Raw genomic sequence first — 20,187 nt, forward strand, 5'->3', positions numbered from 1 at the left:
CGCCCAGGCCGAAGCGGGGGTCCCGGCGCGGCGGCCCGCAGCGGCCGGCGTCCCCGCCCGCCCCTTCGGCCGAACCGCCGGGGGCTCACGCGTCGTAGGTGTCGGCCTTCTTCGGTGACGCTTCCTGGACCGCCCCGCTGAGCGCTCCCGCCCGGGAGTTGAACTTGTCCATGTTCACGTCGTGCTCCTTCAGCACGGTGAACGCGGCCCGGTGCACCGCCCGGAGCACCGGCGTGGCCGCGCGCAGCGCGTCGTCGGCCATGAAGCGGTGCCGCCAGGGCTGGTCGGCCCAGGCGTGCCGGAGGCCGAACGGCTCCGGCAGGCCGATGGAACCGCCGAGCCACTTCAGCAGCGGCGGATACCAGCTGATCATCGCCCGCGCGCCCAGCCGGACCACCTCGTCCGGGGTGACCAGGGGCAGCTTGACGGTCCGGGTCTCCCAGAACCGGACGGTCTTGGCGACCGTCCTGGTGGGGGCCTCCGGTTTGCCGCTGAACAGGCCGTTGACCGGGCCGAGGGCGTGTCCGGTGACCTCGATCCGCAGGGTCTCCTTGAGCACGGTGACGGTGGTCATCATCGTGATGATCAGATCGCCGTTCCACAGGTGCGGCCACTGTACGCCCAGGTAGTGCCGCTCACCCTTGTCGAAGTGGTTGTTGTTGCAGATCCGCTCCACGTCGGCGGGCCCCACCTGGTAGTCGGTGCCCTCGGGCCGGGGCACCGCCGTGGCGCCCTCGCCGACATGCGTGACGATCCAGTGCTTGACCTGCGGGGCCGGGAAGCCACCGGTCTTCAGGTGCTGCCGGTGCAGCACGCTCAGCTCCTTCTCGATCTCCCGGACCACCGTCCAGGCCCGGAACTCGTGGACGCCCTTGACCGGATCGAGCGGGACCAGCTCCTCCGCGAGGTGCCAGGAGCCCCAGCGGGTGCCCATGCCGAGTATGCCCTTGGGGCCGGCGTAGAAGACCGAGTTGGACTGCTGCTCGGCGCTCAGCCGGGCCAGGGACTGGCGCAGCTGCTCGGCCGCTGCCTGGTCGGGGCTGGTCGGCACCGCCTCCGGGACCTTGGCGCCGACGCTGCCGCCGGAGAGCAGGCCGTCCCAGGCGTCCCGCAGGTCCCTCGCGGTGCGCTCGCACAGCCGCTTGGCCAGGTACCAGCCGACCACCGGGAGCACGATGCAGCCACGCGCGTACCACCCCCAGAAGCCGGTCAGCGGCATCCGGATCAGGAAGATGACCGCGAGGACGCCGACGGCGGCCAGCAGGGCGCTGCCGAGCCCGGAGACCCGCTTGTTGTCGGCCTTCAGCATGGTGGCCCGCAGCTGGAAGACCCCCAGCCAGACCAGCAGACCGGGCAGGAAGAGCACCCCGCACACGAGCATGACGGCGGTGAGCCGCTGGTCGCGTTCCCGGCGGATGCGGTTGGCCGCCAGACAGTGCTCGACGACCACCTGGGGTTCGCTGCCGAACGACTGCACGAGGGGCTTGCGGCCGACGCCCAGCATGCGGTCGATGACCGCCTGGGAGTACGCCTCACCGAAGTTCGGCCGGAATATCTTCGCCCACTTGCGGCCCTCGGTGACCGTGGACTGGTGCCACTCGTTGTCGGCCTTCTTGATCTCCTCCATCGGCGTGTCCCGGTAGGCCGCCGAGGCCAGGGCGTAGGTCGGTGCCTGCGCCTCGCCGCCCGGCCTGGGCACCTGTGGCCCGAAGAAGTCCTCGAAGCTCATTCCCGCCCCCACTTGCCGCCGTCCCGCTTCTGCGGCCTTCCCGACTTCCGTACTCCGCACACCTGTTGATCAAGTACTCAGAGTATCCCCAGCCACCGACAGGCGTTCGGCGGACGGCCGAAGCCGTCCGCCGGACACTCCGTCACCACCCGGCTAGGAGACTTTTTCGGCCTGTTCGCGGATCTTCTGGGCGATCTGCGGGGGCATCGGCTCGTGCCGGGCGTAGGAACGGCTGAACCGTGCCGTCCCGTGCGAGAGGGAGCGCAGGTCGACCGCGTACCGGCCGATCTCGAACTCCGGCACCTCGGCCTTGACGAGGGTGCGCCCGCCGCTGGTCTGCTCGGTGCCCAGCACCCGGCCGCGCCGTCCGGACAGGTCGCTCATCACGGCGCCCACGTAGTCGTCGCCGACCAGCACGGACACCTCGGCCACCGGCTCCAGGAGATGGATCTTCGCGTCCGCCGCGGCCTCCCGCAGCGCCAGCGCGCCGGCCGTCTGGAAGGCGGCGTCGGAGGAGTCCACCGAGTGCGCCTTGCCGTCGAGCAGGGTGACCCGCACGTCGACCAGCTGGTAGCCGGCGGCGACACCCTTGGCGGCCTGGGCCCTGATGCCCTTCTCCACCGACGGGATGAACTGCCGGGGCACCGCTCCGCCGACCACCTTGTCCACGAACTCGATGCCGGAGCCGCCCGGCAGGGGTTCCACCTCGATCTCGCAGATCGCGAACTGCCCGTGGCCGCCGGACTGTTTGACGTGCCGGCCGCGCCCGGCGGACTTGCCGGCGAACGTCTCCCGGAGGGACACCTTGTGCGGGACGACGTCGACCTGGACGCCGTAGCGGCTGCGCAGCCGCTCCAGGGCGACGTCCGCGTGCGCCTCACCCAGGCACCACAGCACCACCTGGTGGGTGTCCTGGTTCTGTTCGAGCCGCATGGTCGGGTCCTCGGCGACCAGCCGGGCAAGACCTTGCGAGAGCTTGTCCTCGTCGGCCTTGCTGTGCGCCTCTATGGCGAGCGGCAGCAGCGGGTCCGGCATCTCCCACGGTTCCATGAGCAGCGGGTCGTCCTTGCCGGAGAGGGTGTCCCCGGTCTCCGCGCGGCCGAGCTTCGCCACGCAGGCCAGATCGCCGGCGATGACGTGCGTGACCGGACGCTGCTGTTTGCCGAACGGCGTGGACAGGGCGCCGATCTTCTCGTCGACGTCGTGATCCTCGTGGCCGCGGTCGGCCAGCCCGTGCCCGGAGACGTGGACCGTCTCGTCGGGGCGCAGGGTGCCGGAGAACACCCGCACCAGCGAGACCCGGCCCACGTAGGGGTCGGAGGCGGTCTTCACCACCTCGGCGACCAGCGGGCCGCCGGTGTCGCACGGCTGGATGTCGCGTGGTGTGCCGTCGATGGTGGTGACCCCGGGCGTGGGGTGTTCGAAGGGGGTCGGGAAGCCGCCGGTGACCAACTCCAGGAGTTCGACCGTGCCGAGCCCCTGGCGGGCGCCCTCGGCCGCGGGGGCGGCGGCCAGGACGGGGAAGAAGGCCCCGCGCGCGACAGCCCGCTCCAGGTCCTCGATCAGCGTCTTGAGGTCGATCTGCTCGCCGCCCAGATAGCGGTCCATGAGCGTCTCGTCCTCGCTCTCCGAGATGATCCCCTCGATGAGCCGGTTGCGGGCGTCCTCGATGTCCGGCAGCTGGTCGGGTCCCGGCTCGGACTCCTTGCGCTCGCCGGTGGAGTAGTCGAACAGCTTCTGCGTGAGCAGCCCCACCAGACCGGTCACGGGCGCGTGTCCGTCCGGCCCCTGCGGGCCGTGCAGCGGCAGGTAGAGGGGGAGCACGGCGTCCGGGTCGTCGCCGCCGAAAGCCTCGGCGCAGACCCGGGTCATCTCCTGGAAGTCCGCGCGGGCGGCCTCCAGGTGCGTGATGACGATCGCCCGCGGCATCCCGACCGCGGCGCACTCCTCCCACACCATCCGGGTCGAGCCGTCCACCCCGTCCGAGGCCGAGACGACGAAGAGAGCCGCGTCCGCCGCGCGCAGACCGGCCCTCAGCTCTCCGACGAAGTCGGCGTATCCCGGGGTGTCCAGGATGTTGATCTTGATTCCGTTCCAGTCGACCGGCACCAGGGACAGCTGTACGGAGCGCTGCTGCCGGTGCTCGATGTCGTCGTAGTCGGAGACGGTCCCGCCGTCCTCCACGCGGCCCGCGCGGTTCACCGCTCCCGCGGTCAGCGCGAGCGCCTCCACCAAGGTGGTCTTGCCCGATCCGGAGTGGCCGACCAGCACCACATTCCGTACAGACGCGGGGTGGTCGGCCGCCCTTGCCCTGCCGGCGGCTCCGGGGTGTTCCTTGACCTTGTCGCCCATGGTTTTGCCTCCCGTGCACGGTGAGGTCTCTGTGGGCGCGGGCGAGCATGGCGGGCCGCGTGCGGTGGCGGCTCCGATGACGCCCGCGGTTATTCGAGCTTTCCACTCCGGTCACGGTGCGTCCATACGAAGGACGTGATCGCGCCCCGAGGACGCCTCCGGCCCGGCCGCCGGACCCGTCTGTGAGTGCCCACCCCTCGCACACACGCGCGCGTGGCTACGATGGGCCAGCCGGGGTGGCCAGCAGGGGCCGCACGGCGCAACGACCGTCGGGAAGGCCATGCTGAACAAGTACGCGCGTGCATTCTTCACGCGTGTCCTCACACCGTTCGCCGCGTTTCTCATCCGCCGGGGCGTGAGCCCGGACACGGTCACGCTCCTCGGCACGGCCGGAGTGGTCGCGGGCGCGCTGGTCTTCTTCCCCCGGGGCGAGTTCTTCTGGGGCACGATCGTGATCACGCTCTTCGTGTTCTCGGACCTGGTGGACGGCAACATGGCCCGCCAGCTGGGCCGCACCAGCCGCTGGGGCGCCTTCCTGGACTCCACCCTGGACCGGGTCGCCGACGGCGCGATCTTCGGCGGCTTCGCCCTCTGGTACGCGGGCAACGGCGACAACAACGCGCTGTGCGCGGTCTCGATCTTCTGCCTGGCCAGCGGCCAGGTGGTGTCGTACACCAAGGCGCGCGGCGAGTCGATCGGGCTGCCGGTGGCCGTCAACGGTCTCGTGGAGCGCGCCGAGCGCCTGGTGATCTCCCTGGTGGCGGCCGGTCTGGCCGGTTTCCACAAGTTCGGTGTGCCGCACATCCAGATCCTGCTGCCGATCGCCTTGTGGATCGTCGCCGTGGGCAGCCTGGTCACCCTGGTCCAGCGGGTCGTCACGGTCCGCCGGGAGTCCGCCGAGGCCGAGGCCGCGGCCGAGCGGGAGAAGGCCTCCCACGGGAGCGAGGCCGCGCAGTGACCGCGACCGACCGGCTCACCGACGCGCTCTACGGTGTCGGCTGGAGCACCGTCAAGAAGCTCCCCGAGCCGGTCGCCGTGCGTCTCGGCAACTCCCTCGCGGACCTCGCCTGGAAGCAGCGCGGCAAGGGCGTCCAGCGACTCGAGTCGAACTACGCGCGGGTGCTGCCGGAGGCGACTGCCGAGCGGCTGCGCGAGCTCTCCCGCGCGGGCATGCGCTCCTACCTGCGCTACTGGATGGAGTCCTTCCGGCTGCCGTCCTGGGGCGAGGAGCGGATCCGCGCCGGCTTCGCCCCCAAGGGCCTCCACCACCTCACCGACGGCCTCGCCTCCGGCCGCGGGGTGATCCTCGCGCTGCCGCACCTGGCCAACTGGGACCTCGCGGGCGCCTGGGTCACCACCGAACTGAAGACGCCGTTCACCACGGTCGCCGAGCGGCTCAAGCCGGAGACCCTGTACGACCGTTTCGTCGCCTACCGCGAGGGCCTCGGCATGGAGGTCCTCCCGCACAGCGGCGGCACCGCCTTCGGCACCCTGGCCCGCAGGCTGCGCGACGGCGGCCTGGTCTGCCTGGTCGCCGACCGCGACCTGTCCGCCTCCGGCATCGAGGTCGACTTCTTCGGCTCCGCCGCGCGGATGCCCGCCGGTCCGGCCCTGCTGGCCCAGCAGACCGGCGCCCACCTGCTCCCCGTGACGCTCTGGTACGACGACACCCCCGTCATGAAGGGCCGGGTGCATGCCCCGATCGAGGTACCCGAGTCAGGTGACAGGGCCGCGAGGACGTCTGTCATGACACAGGCGCTGGCCGACGCCTTCGCCACCGGGATCGCCGACCATCCGGAGGACTGGCACATGCTCCAGCGCTTGTGGCTCGCCGACCTCGACCCCGCGAAGGGACCGTCGTGAGGATCGGCATCGTCTGCCCCTATTCCTGGGATGTCCCGGGTGGTGTGCAGTTCCACATCCGCGACCTCGCCGAGTACTTCATCGGCCTGGGCCACGACGTCTCGGTCCTCGCCCCCGCCGACGACGACACCCCGCTGCCGCCCTACGTCGTCTCGGCGGGCCGCGCGGTCCCGGTGCCGTACAACGGCTCGGTGGCCCGGCTCAACTTCGGCTTCCTGTCCGCCGCGCGGGTGCGCCGCTGGCTGCACGACGGCGCGTTCGACGTGGTCCACATCCACGAGCCGACCTCGCCCTCGCTCGGCCTGCTGACCTGCTGGGCGGCCCAGGGCCCGATGGTGGCGACCTTCCACACCTCCAACCCGCGCTCCCGCGCGATGATCGCGGCGTACTCGATCCTCCAGGCCGCCCTGGAGAAGATCAGCGCCCGCATCGCGGTGAGCGAGTACGCCCGCCGCACCCTGGTGGAGCACCTCGGCGGTGACGCGGTCGTGATCCCCAACGGCGTCGACGTCGACTTCTTCGCCAAGGCCGAGCCGCGGCCCGAGTGGCAGGGGGACACCATCGGCTTCATCGGCCGCATCGACGAGCCCCGCAAGGGCCTCCCGGTGCTGATGAAGGCCCTGCCCAGGATCCTCGCCGCCCGCCCGGCGACCCGGCTCCTGGTGGCCGGCCGGGGCGACGAGGAGGCCGCGATCGAGTCCCTCCCCGCCGAGCTGCGCTCCCGGGTGGAGTTCCTCGGCATGATCAGCGACGCGGACAAGGCCCGCTTCCTGCGCAGCCTCGACCTGTACATCGCGCCCAACACGGGCGGCGAGAGCTTCGGGATCATCCTGGTCGAAGCCCTGTCCGCGGGCGCCCCGGTGCTCGCCTCCGACCTCGACGCCTTCACCCAGGTCCTGGACCAGGGCGCGGCGGGGGAGCTCTTCGCCAACGAGGACGCGGACGCGCTGGCGGAAGCGGCGGTACGGCTCCTGGCGGACCCGGAGCGCCGGGCCGAGCTGAGTGCCCGGGGCAGCGTGCACGTACGGCGCTTCGACTGGTCCACCGTGGGCGCGGACATCCTGTCCGTCTACGAGACGGTGACGGCGGGCGCGGCGGCGGTGGCGGCCGACGAGCGCTCGGGGCTCCGGGCGCGATTCGGGCTGGCGCGGGACTGAGCGCTGCGCTGGGAGGGCCGCCGTCTTCCGGGTGCAGCGCCGTCGTGGCTGGTCGCGCAGTTCCCCGCGCCCCTTCGGGGCGCTGGTGCGGGGCGTCCTGTGGGGGCTGGGTGTGCGGCGCGTCCTATAGCGTTTCGCCCGTGAGCGCTTCCCTCGTCTGGACCCTCTGCATCCTTGCCGCCCTCGTGGTGATCGGGCTCTATCTGAGCTGGACCGCCGGTCGACTGGACCGGCTGCACTCCCGGATCGACGCGGCCCGTGCCGCCCTGGACGCGCAGTTGCTGCGGCGCGCCTCCGTGGCCCAGGAGCTGGCGACCTCGGGGGTGCTGGACCCCGCCTCCTCGATAGTGCTGTACGAGGCCGCGCACGCCGCCCGGCAGGCCGAGGAGGAGCAGCGGGAGGTCGCGGAGAGCGAACTGAGCCAGGCCCTGCGGGCCGTCTTCGAGCACCCTCAGCAGGTCGAGGAGGTCCGTCAGGCCCCCGGCGGCGACGCCGCCGCGAGCGAGCTGGCCGAGGCCGTGCGCCGGGTCCCGATGGCCCGCCGCTTCCACAACGACGCCGTCGGCGCGGCCCGCCGGCTGCGCGAACACCGCAAGGTCCGCTGGTTCCGGCTGGCCGGACACGCGCCCTTCCCGCCGGCCTTCGAGATGGACGACGAACCGCCCGCCGCGCTGGCCGAGCGTCCGGCCTGAGCGCAAAAGGATCCACCGGCTTCCCATTGGCCCTTGCTGTGGACTGGTCCCCTCGCGTTTCCTCGGTGTTCGCAGAAACCCTCTTTTTCAGCGAGTGAGGTCACCCGTGTCCACCAGTGAGAACCAGACCCCCGAGACCGGCACCGCCCGCGTCAAGCGCGGCATGGCCGAGCAGCTCAAGGGCGGCGTGATCATGGACGTCGTCACGCCGGAGCAGGCGAAGATCGCCGAGGACGCCGGCGCCGTCGCCGTCATGGCCCTGGAGCGGGTCCCGGCCGACATCCGCAAGGACGGCGGGGTGGCCCGGATGTCCGACCCGGACATGATCGAGGGCATCATCGACGCGGTCTCGATCCCGGTGATGGCCAAGTCCCGGATCGGCCACTTCGTCGAGGCCCAGGTCCTGCAGTCGCTCGGCGTCGACTACATCGACGAGTCCGAGGTCCTTACCCCGGCCGACGAGGTCAACCACTCCGACAAGTGGGCCTTCACCACCCCCTTCGTCTGCGGCGCCACCAACCTCGGCGAGGCCCTGCGCCGCATCGCCGAGGGCGCGGCCATGATCCGCTCCAAGGGCGAGGCCGGCACCGGCAACGTCGTCGAGGCCGTCCGCCACCTGCGCCAGATCAAGGGCGAGATCGCCAAGCTGCGCGGCTGCGACAACAACGAGCTGTACGCCGCCGCCAAGGAGCTGCGCGCCCCCTACGAGCTGGTCAAGGAGGTCGCCGAGCTCGGCAAGCTCCCGGTGGTGCTGTTCTCCGCCGGTGGCGTCGCCACTCCGGCCGACGCCGCCCTGATGCGGCAGCTCGGCGCCGAGGGCGTCTTCGTCGGCTCCGGCATCTTCAAGTCCGGCGACCCGGCCAAGCGCGCCGCCGCCATCGTCAAGGCGACCACCTTCTACGACGACCCGAAGATCATCGCGGACGCGTCCCGCAACCTCGGCGAGGCCATGGTCGGCATCAACTGCGACACCCTCCCCGAGACCGAGCGCTACGCCAACCGCGGCTGGTAAGCACCTCCATGAGCACCGAAGCCCCTGTCATAGGCGTCCTGGCCCTCCAGGGCGACGTACGGGAGCACCTCATCGCCCTGGCCGCGGCCGACGCCGTGGCCAGGCCGGTCCGGCGCCCCGACGAACTCGCCGAGGTGGACGGCCTCGTCATCCCCGGCGGCGAGTCCACCACCATCTCCAAGCTGGCCGTCCTGTTCGGCGTGATGGAGCCGCTCCGCGCGCGCGTGCGGGCCGGGATGCCCGTCTACGGCACCTGTGCGGGCATGATCATGCTCGCCGACAAGATCCTCGACCCGCGCTCGGGCCAGGAGACGATCGGCGGCATCGACATGATCGTGCGCCGCAACGCCTTCGGGCGGCAGAACGAGTCGTTCGAGGCGGCGGTCGACGTGCGCGGGATCCACGGCGATCCTGTAGAGGGCGTGTTCATCCGCGCCCCCTGGGTCGAGTCCGTGGGTGCCGACGTCGAGGTGCTCGCCGAGCACGACGGCCACATCGTCGCGGTCCGCCAGGGCAACGCGCTCGCCACGTCGTTCCACCCGGAACTGACCGGCGACCACCGCGTGCACTCCCTGTTCGTCGACATGGTGCACGCGAACCGGGCGACCGAGTCCTAGTAGGATCTCTGGCGTTCGTTGTTTGGATGGGTTACGCGAAGGAGACAGGCAGATGTCCGGCCACTCTAAATGGGCCACGACGAAGCACAAGAAGGCCGTGATCGACGCCAAGCGCGGCAAGCTCTTCGCGAAGCTGATCAAGAACATCGAGGTCGCGGCGCGGATGGGCGGCGTGGACCTCGAAGGCAACCCGACGCTGTACGACGCCGTCCAGAAGGCGAAGAAGCAGTCGGTCCCGAACAAGAACATCGACTCCGCGATCAAGCGCGGCGGTGGGCTCGAGGCCGGCGGCGCCGACTACGAGACGATCATGTACGAGGGCTACGGTCCGAACGGCGTCGCGGTGCTCATCGAGTGCCTCACGGACAACCGCAACCGCGCCGCCTCCGACGTCCGCGTCGCCATGACCCGCAACGGCGGCTCGATGGCCGACCCGGGCTCGGTGTCGTACCTCTTCAACCGCAAGGGTGTCGTGATCGTCCCCAAGGGCGAGCTGACCGAGGACGACGTGCTCGGCGCGGTCCTCGACGCGGGCGCCGAGGAGGTCAACGACCTGGGTGAGTCCTTCGAGGTGCTCAGCGAGGCCACCGACCTGGTCGCCGTCCGCACCGCCCTCCAGGACGCCGGGATCGACTACGACTCCGCCGAGGCCAACTTCGTCCCGACCATGCAGGTCGAGCTGGACGAGGAGGGCGCCAAGAAGATCTTCAAGCTGATCGACGCCCTGGAGGACAGCGACGACGTGCAGAACGTCTTCGCCAACTTCGACGTCAGCGACGAGGTCATGGAGAAGGTCGACGCGTAACGCTGCCGCGGGCTGAGCCGACTCGGCGGGCTGGTGGGACACCCTCCACCGGCCCGCCGCCGTTGTCAGTGGGACCGACTAGCCTGGCACCATCCGTTGATCACCGTCCGCGGACCGCAACCGCCCGTCGGGCGACCACGAAGGCGCTCAGCCGGGCCCGCGGAAGCGGCGGCGGGCTCGGCCGCGAAGAGGGGAGGGGGCACGGTGCGTGTACTGGGAGTGGACCCCGGGCTGACCCGGTGCGGTGTCGGGGTCGTCGAGGGCGTCGCCGGGCGACCGCTCACCATGGTCGGCGTGGGGGTCGTGCGGACCCCCGTGGACGCCGAGCTCGGCCGTCGCCTCGTCGCCATCGAGCAGGGCATCGAGCAGTGGCTGGACGAGCACCGACCCGAATACGTCGCCGTGGAGCGGGTGTTCAGCCAGCACAACGTGCGCACCGTGATGGGCACCGCCCAGGCCAGTGCCGTCGCCATGCTGTGCGCCGCCCGCCGGGGCATCCCCGTCGCCCTGCACACCCCCAGCGAGGTCAAGGCCGCCGTCACCGGTTCCGGACGTGCCGACAAGGCCCAGGTCGGTGCCATGGTCACCCGGCTGCTCCGGCTCAGCGCCCCGCCCAGGCCCGCCGACGCCGCCGACGCCCTCGCGCTCGCCATCTGCCACATCTGGCGCGCCCCCGCGCAGAACCGACTCCAGCAGGCCGTCGCCCTGCACGCAGCCCACGCAACGAAAGGCCGTACGGCATGATCGCCTTCGTCAGCGGCCCGGTCGCCGCCCTCGCCCCGGACTCCGCGGTGGTCGAGGTGGGCGGGATCGGCATCGCCGTCCAGTGCACCCCCGACACCCTGTCCGGGCTGCGCATGGGCCAGACCGCCAAGCTCGCCACCTCCCTGGTCGTGCGCGAGGACTCGCTCACCCTCTACGGCTTCGCGGACGACGACGAGCGCCAGGTCTTCGAGCTGCTGCAGACGGCGAGCGGGGTCGGCCCGCGGCTCGCCCAGGCCATGCTGGCCGTGCACAGCCCCGACGCGCTGCGCCGCGCGGTGGCCACCGGTGACGAGAAGGCGCTGATCGCCGTCCCCGGCATCGGCAAGAAGGGCGCGCAGAAGCTGCTGCTGGAACTGAAGGACCGTCTCGGCGCCCCCGTCGGCGCCCCCGCGGTCGGCACCCCGGTCAGCCAGGGCTGGCGCGACCAGCTGCACGCCGCCCTGATCGGCCTCGGGTACGCGACCCGGGAGGCCGACGAGGCCGTCACCGCCGTCGCCCCGCAGGCCGAGGCCGCCGGGGGCCCGCCCCAGGTCGGCCAGCTGCTCAAGGCGGCCCTACAGACCCTCAACCGCGCCCGCTGACCCCACCACCGCTGAGGCACATCACTTATGAACTGGGACGACACGACGGACACCGGCGCCGACGCGGAGCGGCTGGTGGGCGCGGTCGCCGACCGCGAGGACCAGGCCGTCGAGGCCGCCCTGCGCCCCAAGGACCTCGGCGAGTTCATCGGCCAGGAGAAGGTCCGCGAACAGCTCGACCTGGTGCTGCGCGCCGCTCGCGCGCGTGGCGCCACCGCCGACCACGTCCTGCTCTCCGGCGCCCCCGGCCTGGGCAAGACCACCCTTTCCATGATCATCGCGGCCGAGATGGGCGCCCCGATCCGCATCACCTCGGGCCCCGCCATCCAGCACGCCGGCGACCTGGCCGCGATCCTCTCCTCCCTCCAGGAGGGCGAGGTCCTCTTCCTCGACGAGATCCACCGCATGTCGCGGCCCGCCGAGGAGATGCTGTACATGGCGATGGAGGACTTCCGGGTCGACGTCATCGTCGGCAAGGGGCCGGGCGCCACCGCCATCCCCCTCGAACTGCCGCCGTTCACGCTGGTCGGCGCCACCACACGGGCGGGACTGCTGCCGCCCCCACTGCGCGACCGCTTCGGTTTCACCGCGCACATGGAGTTCTACGAGCCGCGCGAGCTGGAGCGGGTGGTGCACCGCTCGGCGCACCTGCTGGACGTCGAGATCGAGCCGGCCGGCGCTGCCGAGATCGCCGGCCGCTCGCGCGGCACGCCACGCATCGCCAACCGGCTGCTGCGCCGCGTCCGCGACTACGCGCAGGTCAAGGCGGACGGGCTGGTCACGCGCGAGATCGCGCATGCGGCGCTCGCCGTCTACGAGGTGGACGAGCGTGGCCTGGACCGGCTGGACCGGGCCGTCCTGGAGGCGCTGCTCAAGCTGTTCGGCGGCGGCCCGGTCGGCCTGTCCACCCTCGCCGTCGCGGTGGGGGAGGAGCGGGAGACGGTCGAGGAGGTCGCCGAGCCCTTCCTGGTCCGCGAGGGCCTGCTCGCCCGCACGCCGCGCGGCCGCGTCGCCACCCCCGCCGCCTGGGCCCACCTGGGCCTGACCGCCCCACGCGGCACAGGCGGAACCGGCCAGCAGGACCTGTTCGGCACCTGACCCGGGCCCCGGCGCGTCCGGTGCACGGGCCGTTGCCGGTGAGAACGCGGCCGGGGCGCCGTGTCCCGCGGGGAGCCTGGCCCGGTCCGTGTCCCCGGCCCGCAGCGGCGGTGCCCGCCGAGGCCAGGCTTCGGCCGCAGACGTGATCGCTTCGTGACGGCGGGGCATTGGCGGGCCCAGGAACCCAGGTGCCATGCTGAACGTTGTTCCATGCGCGCGGACTCGCTTAGACTCCGCCGATGCCGCCTTCGCGGGCGGCGCCGACCACACCCCCATCATCCAGGCCGCTCACCGCCGCGGCTGCGCGAAGGAAATTCCGTCCCGTGAATAGCTTGCCTCTTCTCGTGTTCATCGTCCTCATCGCGGCCATGGTCCTGATGACGCGCTCCACCAAAAAGCGCCAGCAGCAGGCCACGCAGATGCGGAACGAGATCCAGCCCGGCAACGGGGTCCGCACCATCGGGGGCATGTACGCGACGGTCAAGGAAGTCAACGAGGACACCGTCCTCCTCGACGCCGGTCCGGGTGTCGAACTCCTCTTCGCGAAGAACGCGATCGGCGCCATCCTCACGGACGACGAGTACAACCGCATCGTGCACGGCATCGAGCACGACCTGAAGTCCGACGCCGACGTCGTCCCGGACGACGCCTCCTCCCTCACCGAGACCGACGACGAGTCCGCCGACGCTGCCGCCGCCTCCGACGACAAGGCCGTCGACCTCGGGAAGAAGGACGCCGCCGAGGACGGGGCCGAGGACGCGGAGCACAAGCCCGACGGGCCGGCCGAGTCCGCGACCGCCGAGGCGAAGGCCGACGAAGAGCCGAAGAAGACCGACGGCGACTCCGACGCGAAGTAGCCGTGTCCCGGGGAGCGGTGCGTACGTCCCACGCGCACCTCGCACCCTGGGCGCGTCTGTTTCCCGCACGGGATCCCGACACCATGTCATGGCCGACCGCACCGACCAGGCGCGCGGCGGCCCGAGAGGGAGTACAAGAAGGTGGCAGCACCTAAGAGGGGCCGGAGCGCGAGCGCCCAGAGCAGGCCAGGGCGCTCGCTGGCCCTCATTCTGATCGCCATCGTGGCGCTCACCGGCGGAATGTTCGCCTCCGGGAACACCACTCCGCGTCTCGGTATCGACCTGGCCGGTGGTACGAGCATCACGCTGCAGGCGCAGAACGAGCCGGGCCAGCCCAACGCGATCAACAAGACCAACATGGACACCGCGGTCGCGATCATGAACCGCCGTGTCAACGGTCTGGGCGTGTCGGAAACGGAGGTTCAGACCCAGGGCACCAGCAACATCATCGTCAACATCCCCAAGGGCACCAACTCCGCAGAGGCCCGCCAGCAGGTCGGCACCACCGCGAAGCTGTACTTCCGCCCGGTCCTGGCCCAGGAGGCCAGCGCCGGCGCCACGCCGACCGCCTCTCCGAGCGCGTCCGCCGGCGGCAGCTCCAGCGCCTCCCCGAGCTCCTCCCCGTCGAGCAGCGCGTCGGGGTCCGAGAAGGCGACCGGGTCGTCCTCGTCCTCCCCCTCGCCGTCCTCCTCCGCCACGTCGCAGGGCCGTGCGGTCACCGACGCCCTGAAGGCCGGTTCCACGCCGTCGTCCTCGGCGTCCGCCTCCACGTCGGCCAGCCCCTCCGCCACCTCCTCCGCCGGCGCGGGCGCCTCCGCCGCGGCGTCCAAGCTGCAGGCCGAGTACGCCGCGCTCGACTGCTCCAAGGCGACGCAGCGAGCCACCGCCGGCAAGAACGCCAAGCCGACCGACACCACCGTGGCCTGCGGCCAGATCGGCGACGCCTGGTACAAGTACGTGCTCGGCCCGGCCCGCGTCGACGGCACCGACGTCAAGAAGGCCCAGGCGGTCTTCGACACGCAGGGTGCGGCCGGCTGGCAGGTCCAGATGTCCTTCACCGGCGGCGGGGCCAAGAAGTTCGCGGACGTCACCGCCGAACTCGCCAAGAACGCCACCCAGCCGACGAACGAGTTCGGCATCGTCCTCGACGGCCAGGTCGTCTCCAGCCCGACCGTGAGCCAGTCGATCACCGGCGGCCAGGCGGAGATCTCCGGCAGCTTCACCCAGGAAGAGGCCCAGAGCCTCGCCAACATGCTGTCCTACGGCGCGCTCCCGCTGTCCTTCAAGACGCAGAGCGTCACCACCGTCACCGCCGCCCTCGGCGGCGAGCAGCTGCACGCCGGTCTGCTGGCCGGTGCCATCGGCCTCGCGCTGGTCATCATCTACCTGGTGGCCTTCTACCGCGGGCTGTCGCTCGTCGCGATCCCCTCGCTGCTGGTGTCCGCGATCCTCACCTACGCGATCATGTCGCTGCTCGGCCCCACGATCCACTTCGCGCTGAACCTGCCGGCCGTCTGCGGTGCGATCGTCGCGATCGGCATCACGGCCGACTCGTTCATCGTGTTCTTCGAACGCATCCGGGACGAGATCCGCGAGGGCCGCACACTGCGCCCCGCCGTCGAGCGGGCCTGGCCGCGCGCCCGGCGCACCATCCTGGTCTCCGACTTCGTGTCGTTCCTGGCCGCCGCCGTGCTGTTCATCGTGACCGTCGGCAAGGTCCAGGGCTTCGCCTTCACCCTCGGCCTGACCACCGTGCTCGACGTGGTCGTCGTGTTCTTCTTCACCAAGCCGCTGATGGCGGTCCTCGCCCGGCGTAAGTTCTTCGCGAGCGGCCACAAGTGGTCCGGGCTCGACCCGAAGGGCCTGGGCGCCAAGGCCCCGCTGCGCCGCACTCGCCGTCCCGCCGGCCCCGTCGCCGGCCCTGTCGACCCGAAGGAAGCGTGAGCGATGTCGAAACTCGGCAACCTCGGCGCCCGACTCCACCGCGGCGAGATCAGCTACGACTTCGTCGGCAAGCGCAAGATCTGGTACGGCGTCTCCATCCTGATCACCATCACGGCCATCGTCGGCCTGGCGGTGCGCGGCCTGAACATGGGCATCGACTTCCAGGGCGGCGCCGTCTTCACCACCTCGAAGACCAGTGTCTCGGTGGCCCAGGCGGAGACCTACGCGAAGGAGGCCTCCGGCCACGACGCGGTCGTCCAGAAGCTCGGCACGGGCGGCCTGCGCATCCAGATCGCCGGCATGGACACCGAGAAGTCGGACGCGACCAAGGCCAAGCTGGCCAAGGACATGAACGTGGACCCCGAGTCCATCAACTCCGACCTGGTCGGCCCCAGCTGGGGTGACGAGATCGCCAACAAGGCCTGGGAAGGCCTCGGCATCTTCATGGTCCTCGTGGTGATCTACCTGGCGATCGCCTTCGAGTGGCGGATGGCCGTCGCGGCCCTGGTCGCGCTGATCCACGACATCACCATCACGACCGGTATCTACGCCCTGGTCGGCTTCGAGGTCACGCCCGGTACGGTCATCGGTCTGCTGACGATCCTCGGTTACTCGCTCTACGACACGGTCGTCGTCTTCGACAGCCTCAAGGAGCAGACGAAGGACATCACCAAGCAGACCCGCTTCACCTACAGCGACATCGCCAACCACTCGATCAACGGCACCCTGGTCCGTTCGATCAACACCACGGTCGTCGCGCTGCTGCCGGTCGCGGGCCTGCTGTTCATCGGTGGCGGCTTCCTCGGCGCGGGCACGCTCAACGACATCTCGCTGTCGCTGTTCGTCGGTCTCGCCGCGGGTGCCTACTCCTCGATCTTCATCGCCACGCCGCTCGTCGCCGACCTCAAGGAGGCCGAGCCGCAGATGAAGGCGCTGAAGAAGCGCGTCCTCGCCAAGCGCGCCCAGGCGGCCGCCGAGGAGGAGATGGCGGAGGCCCGGGTCGGCGGCTCCGAGGGACCCGAGGACGCCGCTCCGGCCGTCGTCGGCCCGCGCAACCAGCCCGCGTCCCGTAACCGGGGCGGTCGCGGCCGACCGTCGGGGAAGCGCCGGTGACCGACATCAAGGAGCTGCTGCTCAGCCGTATCCGGGACGTCGAGGACTATCCGGAGCAGGGCGTGATGTTCAAGGACATCACGCCGCTCCTGGCGGACCCGGTCGCCTTCACCGCGCTCACCGACGCCTTCGCGGAGACCGCCGTCAGCACCGGCGCGACCAAGGTGGTCGGACTGGAGGCCCGGGGCTTCATCCTGGGCGCCCCGGTCGCGGTCCGCGCCGGCCTCGGCTTCATACCGGTCCGCAAGGCGGGCAAGCTGCCCGGAGCCACCCTCCGGCAGGCCTACGACCTGGAGTACGGCTCCGCCGAGATCGAGGTCCACGCCGAGGACCTGTCCGCGGACGACCGCGTCCTGGTCGTCGACGACGTCCTCGCCACCGGCGGCACCGCGGAGGCCTCCCTCCAGCTCATCCGCCGGGCCGGCGCCGAGGTCGCGGGCCTCGCCGTCCTCATGGAGCTGGGCTTCCTGGGCGGCCGGTCCCGCCTGGAACCGGCTCTCCGGGGCGCCCCCCTGGAGGCGCTGCTCACCGTCTGACCGGAGTCTGGCGAACGGCACAGCCCCGAGTGCGACCAGATCGCCCACTCGGGGCTGTGCCGTTCTCTCGCTGCCCGCACGTGCCCTGGGAGCGCGGTCGCCGCCCGCGCGGGGAGCGCGAAAGCCGCGCCCGGACCACCGTCAGGGCCACAGCCGGATGTCCGTCCGGGCGGCTGTTCGGTCGGGCTCCGCACGTTCGGCGGCGGCCGGATCGCTACCATGGTTGTCCGGGGCCTGACTGGGGGACCCGGATCGCGCACGAGGAGTCCTCTTGCCAGACGAGGCCCAGCACCTGACCGCCGCCAAGCCCGAGTCCGCCTCGGCGGCCGCGGCGAAGCCCGCGCCGAGCGCGCCGCACGCGAAGAACGACACCCGCGGGCCGGTCGAGCACGCCCAGTCCGCGCCCGCCGACAAGTCGGCCGACCAGGCGCGTCCCAAGCCGGCCCCGCCCGAGCGCGAGGCGGCCCCCGCGGCCCGCCCCGGCGCCGGCCAGCCGGCCCGCTCGGGCTCCTCCAACCGCGTCCGTGCCCGTCTCGCCCGCCTCGGCGTCCAGCGCGCCAACCCGTACAACCCGGTCCTGGAGCCCCTGCTGCGCATAGTCCGCAGCAACGACCCCAAGATCGAGAACGCCACCCTGCGCCAGATCGAGCGCGCCTACCAGGTCGCCGAGCGCTGGCACCGCGGCCAGAAGCGCAAGAGCGGCGACCCGTACATCACGCACCCGCTTGCGGTGACCACCATCCTCGCCGAGCTGGGCATGGACCCGGCGACCCTGATGGCGGGCCTGCTGCACGACACCGTCGAGGACACCGAGTACGGCCTGGAGGACCTGCGCCGCGACTTCGGCGACGTGGTCGCGCTGCTCGTCGACGGCGTCACCAAGCTGGACAAGGTCAAGTTCGGCGAGGCCGCGCAGGCCGAGACCGTGCGCAAGATGGTCGTCGCCATGGCCAAGGACCCGCGCGTCTTGGTCATCAAGCTCGCCGACCGCCTGCACAACATGCGCACCATGCGCTACCTCAAGCGCGAGAAGCAGGAGAAGAAGGCGCGCGAGACGCTGGAGATCTACGCGCCGCTCGCCCACCGGCTGGGCATGAACACCATCAAGTGGGAGCTGGAGGACCTCGCGTTCGCGATCCTCTACCCGAAGATGTACGACGAAATCGTCCGCCTGGTCGCCGAGCGCGCCCCCAAGCGCGACGAGTACCTGGCCATAGTGACCGACGAGGTCCAGTCCGACCTGCGCGCCGCCCGCATCAAGGCGACGGTCACCGGCCGCCCGAAGCACTACTACAGCGTCTACCAGAAGATGATCGTCCGCGGCCGGGACTTCGCGGAGATCTACGACCTGGTGGGCATCCGCGTCCTGGTGGACACCGTCCGCGACTGCTACGCGGCCCTGGGCACCGTCCACGCCCGCTGGAACCCGGTTCCGGGGCGGTTCAAGGACTACATCGCGATGCCCAAGTTCAACATGTACCAGTCGCTGCACACGACGGTCATCGGCCCCAACGGCAAGCCGGTCGAACTCCAGATCCGCACCTTCGACATGCACCGCCGCGCCGAGTACGGCATCGCCGCGCACTGGAAGTACAAGCAGGAGGCCGTGGCCGGTGCCTCGAAGGTCCGCACCGACGTGCCCAAGTCGTCCGGCAAGGGCAAGGACGACCACCTCAACGACATGGCCTGGCTGCGGCAGCTGCTGGACTGGCAGAAGGAGACCGAGGACCCCAGCGAGTTCCTGGAGTCCCTGCGCTTCGACCTCTCGCGCAACGAGGTCTTCGTCTTCACGCCCAAGGGCGACGTCATAGCGCTCCCGGCCGGGGCCACCCCCGTCGACTTCGCGTACGCCGTGCACACCGAGGTCGGCCACCGGACGATAGGGGCCAGGGTCAACGGCCGCCTCGTCCCGCTCGAATCCACCCTGGACAACGGCGACCTGGTCGAGGTCTTCACCTCCAAGGCGACCGGGGCCGGACCGTCCCGCGACTGGCTCGGCTTCGTCAAGTCCCCGCGCGCCCGCAACAAGATCCGCGGCTGGTTCTCCAAGGAGCGCCGGGACGAGGCGATCGAGCAGGGCAAGGACGCCATCGTCCGCGCGATGCGCAAGCAGAACCTGCCGATCCAGCGCATCCTCACCGGCGACTCGCTGGTCACCCTCGCCCACGAGATGCGCTACCCGGACATCTCCTCGCTGTACGCGGCGATCGGCGAGGGCCATGTGGCCGCGCAGAACGTCGTGCAGAAGCTGGTGCAGGCGCTCGGCGGCGAGGAGGCGGCCACCGAGGAGATCGACGAGGCGGTCCCGCCGTCGCGCACCCGCGGCCGCAAGCGGCGCAGCAACCAGGACCCCGGCGTGGTCGTGAAGGGCGTCGACGACGTCTGGGTCAAGCTGGCCCGCTGCTGCACCCCCGTGCCCGGCGACCCGATCATCGGCTTCGTCACCCGCGGCAGCGGAGTCTCGGTGCACCGCAGCGACTGCGTCAACGTCGAGTCACTGTCCCGCGAACCCGAGCGCATCCTCGACGTCGAGTGGGCGCCCACCCAGTCCTCGGTCTTCCTGGTCGCCATCCAGGTCGAGGCCCTGGACCGCTCCCGGCTCCTCTCGGACGTCACCCGCGTCCTGTCCGACCAGCACGTCAACATCCTCTCCGCGGCCGTGCAGACCTCCCGCGACCGGGTGGCCACCTCCCGCTTCACCTTCGAGATGGGCGACCCCAAGCACCTGGGCCACGTCCTGAAGGCCGTACGGGGCGTGGAGGGCGTGTACGACGTCTACCGGGTCACCTCGGCGCGCAACCGGTCGTAGCGAGGCCGCGAGGAACGACGAGAGACGAGAGGGGCCCCGTACCGGCGTACGGGGCCCCTCTGGGTGTCCTGGCAGCGGGCGTCAGCCGCCGAACTCCTGCAGGCCCTTGAGAGCCTGGTCCAGGAGCGCCTGCCGGCCCTCCAGCTCACGCTCCAGCTTCTCCGCCTTCGACGTGTTGCCCTGGGCGCGGGCCTGCTCGATCTGCGCCTTCAGCTTGTCCACAGCGGCCTGCAGCTGGCCGGTCAGGCCCGCGGCAC

At 71.2% G+C, this 20,187-nt stretch carries 17 protein-coding genes and 1 pseudogene; 15 read left to right on the forward strand and 3 right to left on the reverse strand.

Features of this window, described 5'->3' with window-relative positions; all coding sequences use genetic code 11:
- Positions 1 to 85: 85 nt before the first annotated feature.
- Both AB0M11_RS23610 and AB0M11_RS23615 read right to left on the reverse strand, forming a co-directional pair.
- Positions 86 to 1,729, reverse strand: a complete 1,644-nt coding sequence (locus tag AB0M11_RS23610; RefSeq protein ID WP_365708535.1) for a hypothetical protein — start codon at positions 1,727 to 1,729, stop codon at positions 86 to 88.
- Positions 1,730 to 1,882: 153 nt separating this feature from the next.
- Entirely contained in the window at positions 1,883 to 4,081 is a 2,199-nt protein-coding gene (locus AB0M11_RS23615; RefSeq protein WP_365708537.1) for an elongation factor G-like protein EF-G2, read from the reverse strand.
- Positions 4,082 to 4,361: 280 nt separating this feature from the next.
- On the opposite strand from AB0M11_RS23615, the gene pgsA reads away from it, so the two are divergent.
- The 15 genes from pgsA to relA all read left to right on the forward strand — a co-directional run bounded on the left by pgsA (position 4,362) and on the right by relA (position 19,930).
- Positions 4,362 to 5,039 (forward strand): phosphatidylinositol phosphate synthase, encoded by a 678-nt coding sequence (gene pgsA / locus AB0M11_RS23620; protein ID WP_365708539.1) that lies wholly within the window; start codon positions 4,362 to 4,364, stop codon positions 5,037 to 5,039.
- The gene (locus tag AB0M11_RS23625; RefSeq protein WP_365708541.1) at positions 5,036 to 5,944 is read left to right on the forward strand and encodes a phosphatidylinositol mannoside acyltransferase; all 909 of its coding nucleotides are present in this window, start codon (positions 5,036 to 5,038) and stop codon (positions 5,942 to 5,944) included. Before pgsA ends, AB0M11_RS23625 begins: the two co-directional genes overlap by 4 nt.
- Complete coding sequence (locus AB0M11_RS23630; RefSeq protein WP_365708543.1) at positions 5,941 to 7,101, forward strand: glycosyltransferase family 4 protein; 1,161 nt, start codon at positions 5,941 to 5,943, stop codon at positions 7,099 to 7,101. Before AB0M11_RS23625 ends, AB0M11_RS23630 begins: the two co-directional genes overlap by 4 nt.
- Positions 7,102 to 7,241: 140 nt before the next feature.
- Positions 7,242 to 7,793, forward strand: a complete 552-nt coding sequence (locus AB0M11_RS23635) for a hypothetical protein (protein ID WP_365708545.1) — start codon at positions 7,242 to 7,244, stop codon at positions 7,791 to 7,793.
- Positions 7,794 to 7,899: 106 nt separating this feature from the next.
- Complete coding sequence (pdxS, locus tag AB0M11_RS23640; RefSeq protein ID WP_365708547.1) at positions 7,900 to 8,805, forward strand: pyridoxal 5'-phosphate synthase lyase subunit PdxS; 906 nt, start codon at positions 7,900 to 7,902, stop codon at positions 8,803 to 8,805.
- 8 nt (positions 8,806 to 8,813) lie between these two features.
- The gene (gene pdxT, locus AB0M11_RS23645) at positions 8,814 to 9,422 is read left to right on the forward strand and encodes a pyridoxal 5'-phosphate synthase glutaminase subunit PdxT (RefSeq protein WP_365708548.1); all 609 of its coding nucleotides are present in this window, start codon (positions 8,814 to 8,816) and stop codon (positions 9,420 to 9,422) included.
- A 52-nt stretch (positions 9,423 to 9,474) separates the two neighbouring features.
- Positions 9,475 to 10,227, forward strand: coding sequence for a YebC/PmpR family DNA-binding transcriptional regulator (locus tag AB0M11_RS23650; RefSeq protein WP_365708550.1), 753 nt, complete (start codon positions 9,475 to 9,477; stop codon positions 10,225 to 10,227).
- A gap of 204 nt (positions 10,228 to 10,431) precedes the next feature.
- Positions 10,432 to 10,971, forward strand: coding sequence for a crossover junction endodeoxyribonuclease RuvC (gene ruvC, locus AB0M11_RS23655; protein ID WP_365708552.1), 540 nt, complete (start codon positions 10,432 to 10,434; stop codon positions 10,969 to 10,971).
- Entirely contained in the window at positions 10,968 to 11,573 is a 606-nt protein-coding gene (ruvA, locus tag AB0M11_RS23660; RefSeq protein WP_365708554.1) for a Holliday junction branch migration protein RuvA, read from the forward strand. Before ruvC ends, ruvA begins: the two co-directional genes overlap by 4 nt.
- Before the next feature lie 27 nt (positions 11,574 to 11,600).
- On the forward strand, positions 11,601 to 12,671 hold the full coding sequence (gene ruvB, locus AB0M11_RS23665) for a Holliday junction branch migration DNA helicase RuvB (RefSeq protein ID WP_365708556.1): 1,071 nt from the start codon (positions 11,601 to 11,603) through the stop codon (positions 12,669 to 12,671).
- Between the two features lie 323 nt (positions 12,672 to 12,994).
- Positions 12,995 to 13,528 carry a preprotein translocase subunit YajC gene (gene yajC / locus AB0M11_RS23670; RefSeq protein WP_365708558.1) on the forward strand — a complete coding sequence of 178 codons (534 nt, stop codon included), beginning with the start codon at positions 12,995 to 12,997 and terminating at the stop codon, positions 13,526 to 13,528.
- 141 nt (positions 13,529 to 13,669) lie between these two features.
- Complete coding sequence (secD, locus tag AB0M11_RS23675; protein ID WP_365708560.1) at positions 13,670 to 15,472, forward strand: protein translocase subunit SecD; 1,803 nt, start codon at positions 13,670 to 13,672, stop codon at positions 15,470 to 15,472.
- A gap of 3 nt (positions 15,473 to 15,475) precedes the next feature.
- Entirely contained in the window at positions 15,476 to 16,585 is a 1,110-nt protein-coding gene (secF, locus tag AB0M11_RS23680; protein WP_365708562.1) for a protein translocase subunit SecF, read from the forward strand.
- Positions 16,582 to 17,121 (forward strand): adenine phosphoribosyltransferase, encoded by a 540-nt coding sequence (locus tag AB0M11_RS23685; RefSeq protein WP_365708564.1) that lies wholly within the window; start codon positions 16,582 to 16,584, stop codon positions 17,119 to 17,121. The genes secF and AB0M11_RS23685 overlap by 4 nt, the downstream gene beginning before the upstream one ends.
- 271 nt (positions 17,122 to 17,392) lie before the next feature.
- Positions 17,393 to 19,930: a GTP pyrophosphokinase gene (relA, locus tag AB0M11_RS23690; RefSeq protein WP_365708566.1), complete on the forward strand. Its 2,538-nt coding sequence runs from the start codon at positions 17,393 to 17,395 to the stop codon at positions 19,928 to 19,930.
- A gap of 81 nt (positions 19,931 to 20,011) precedes the next feature.
- On the opposite strand, the pseudogene AB0M11_RS23695 reads toward relA, so the two are convergent.
- Positions 20,012 to 20,187 (reverse strand): annotated as a pseudogene (locus AB0M11_RS23695) (DUF349 domain-containing protein); the annotation flags it as partial.

This window comes from Streptomyces sp. NPDC051987, from assembly GCF_040680735.1.
GTDB lineage: Bacteria > Actinomycetota > Actinomycetes > Streptomycetales > Streptomycetaceae > Streptomyces.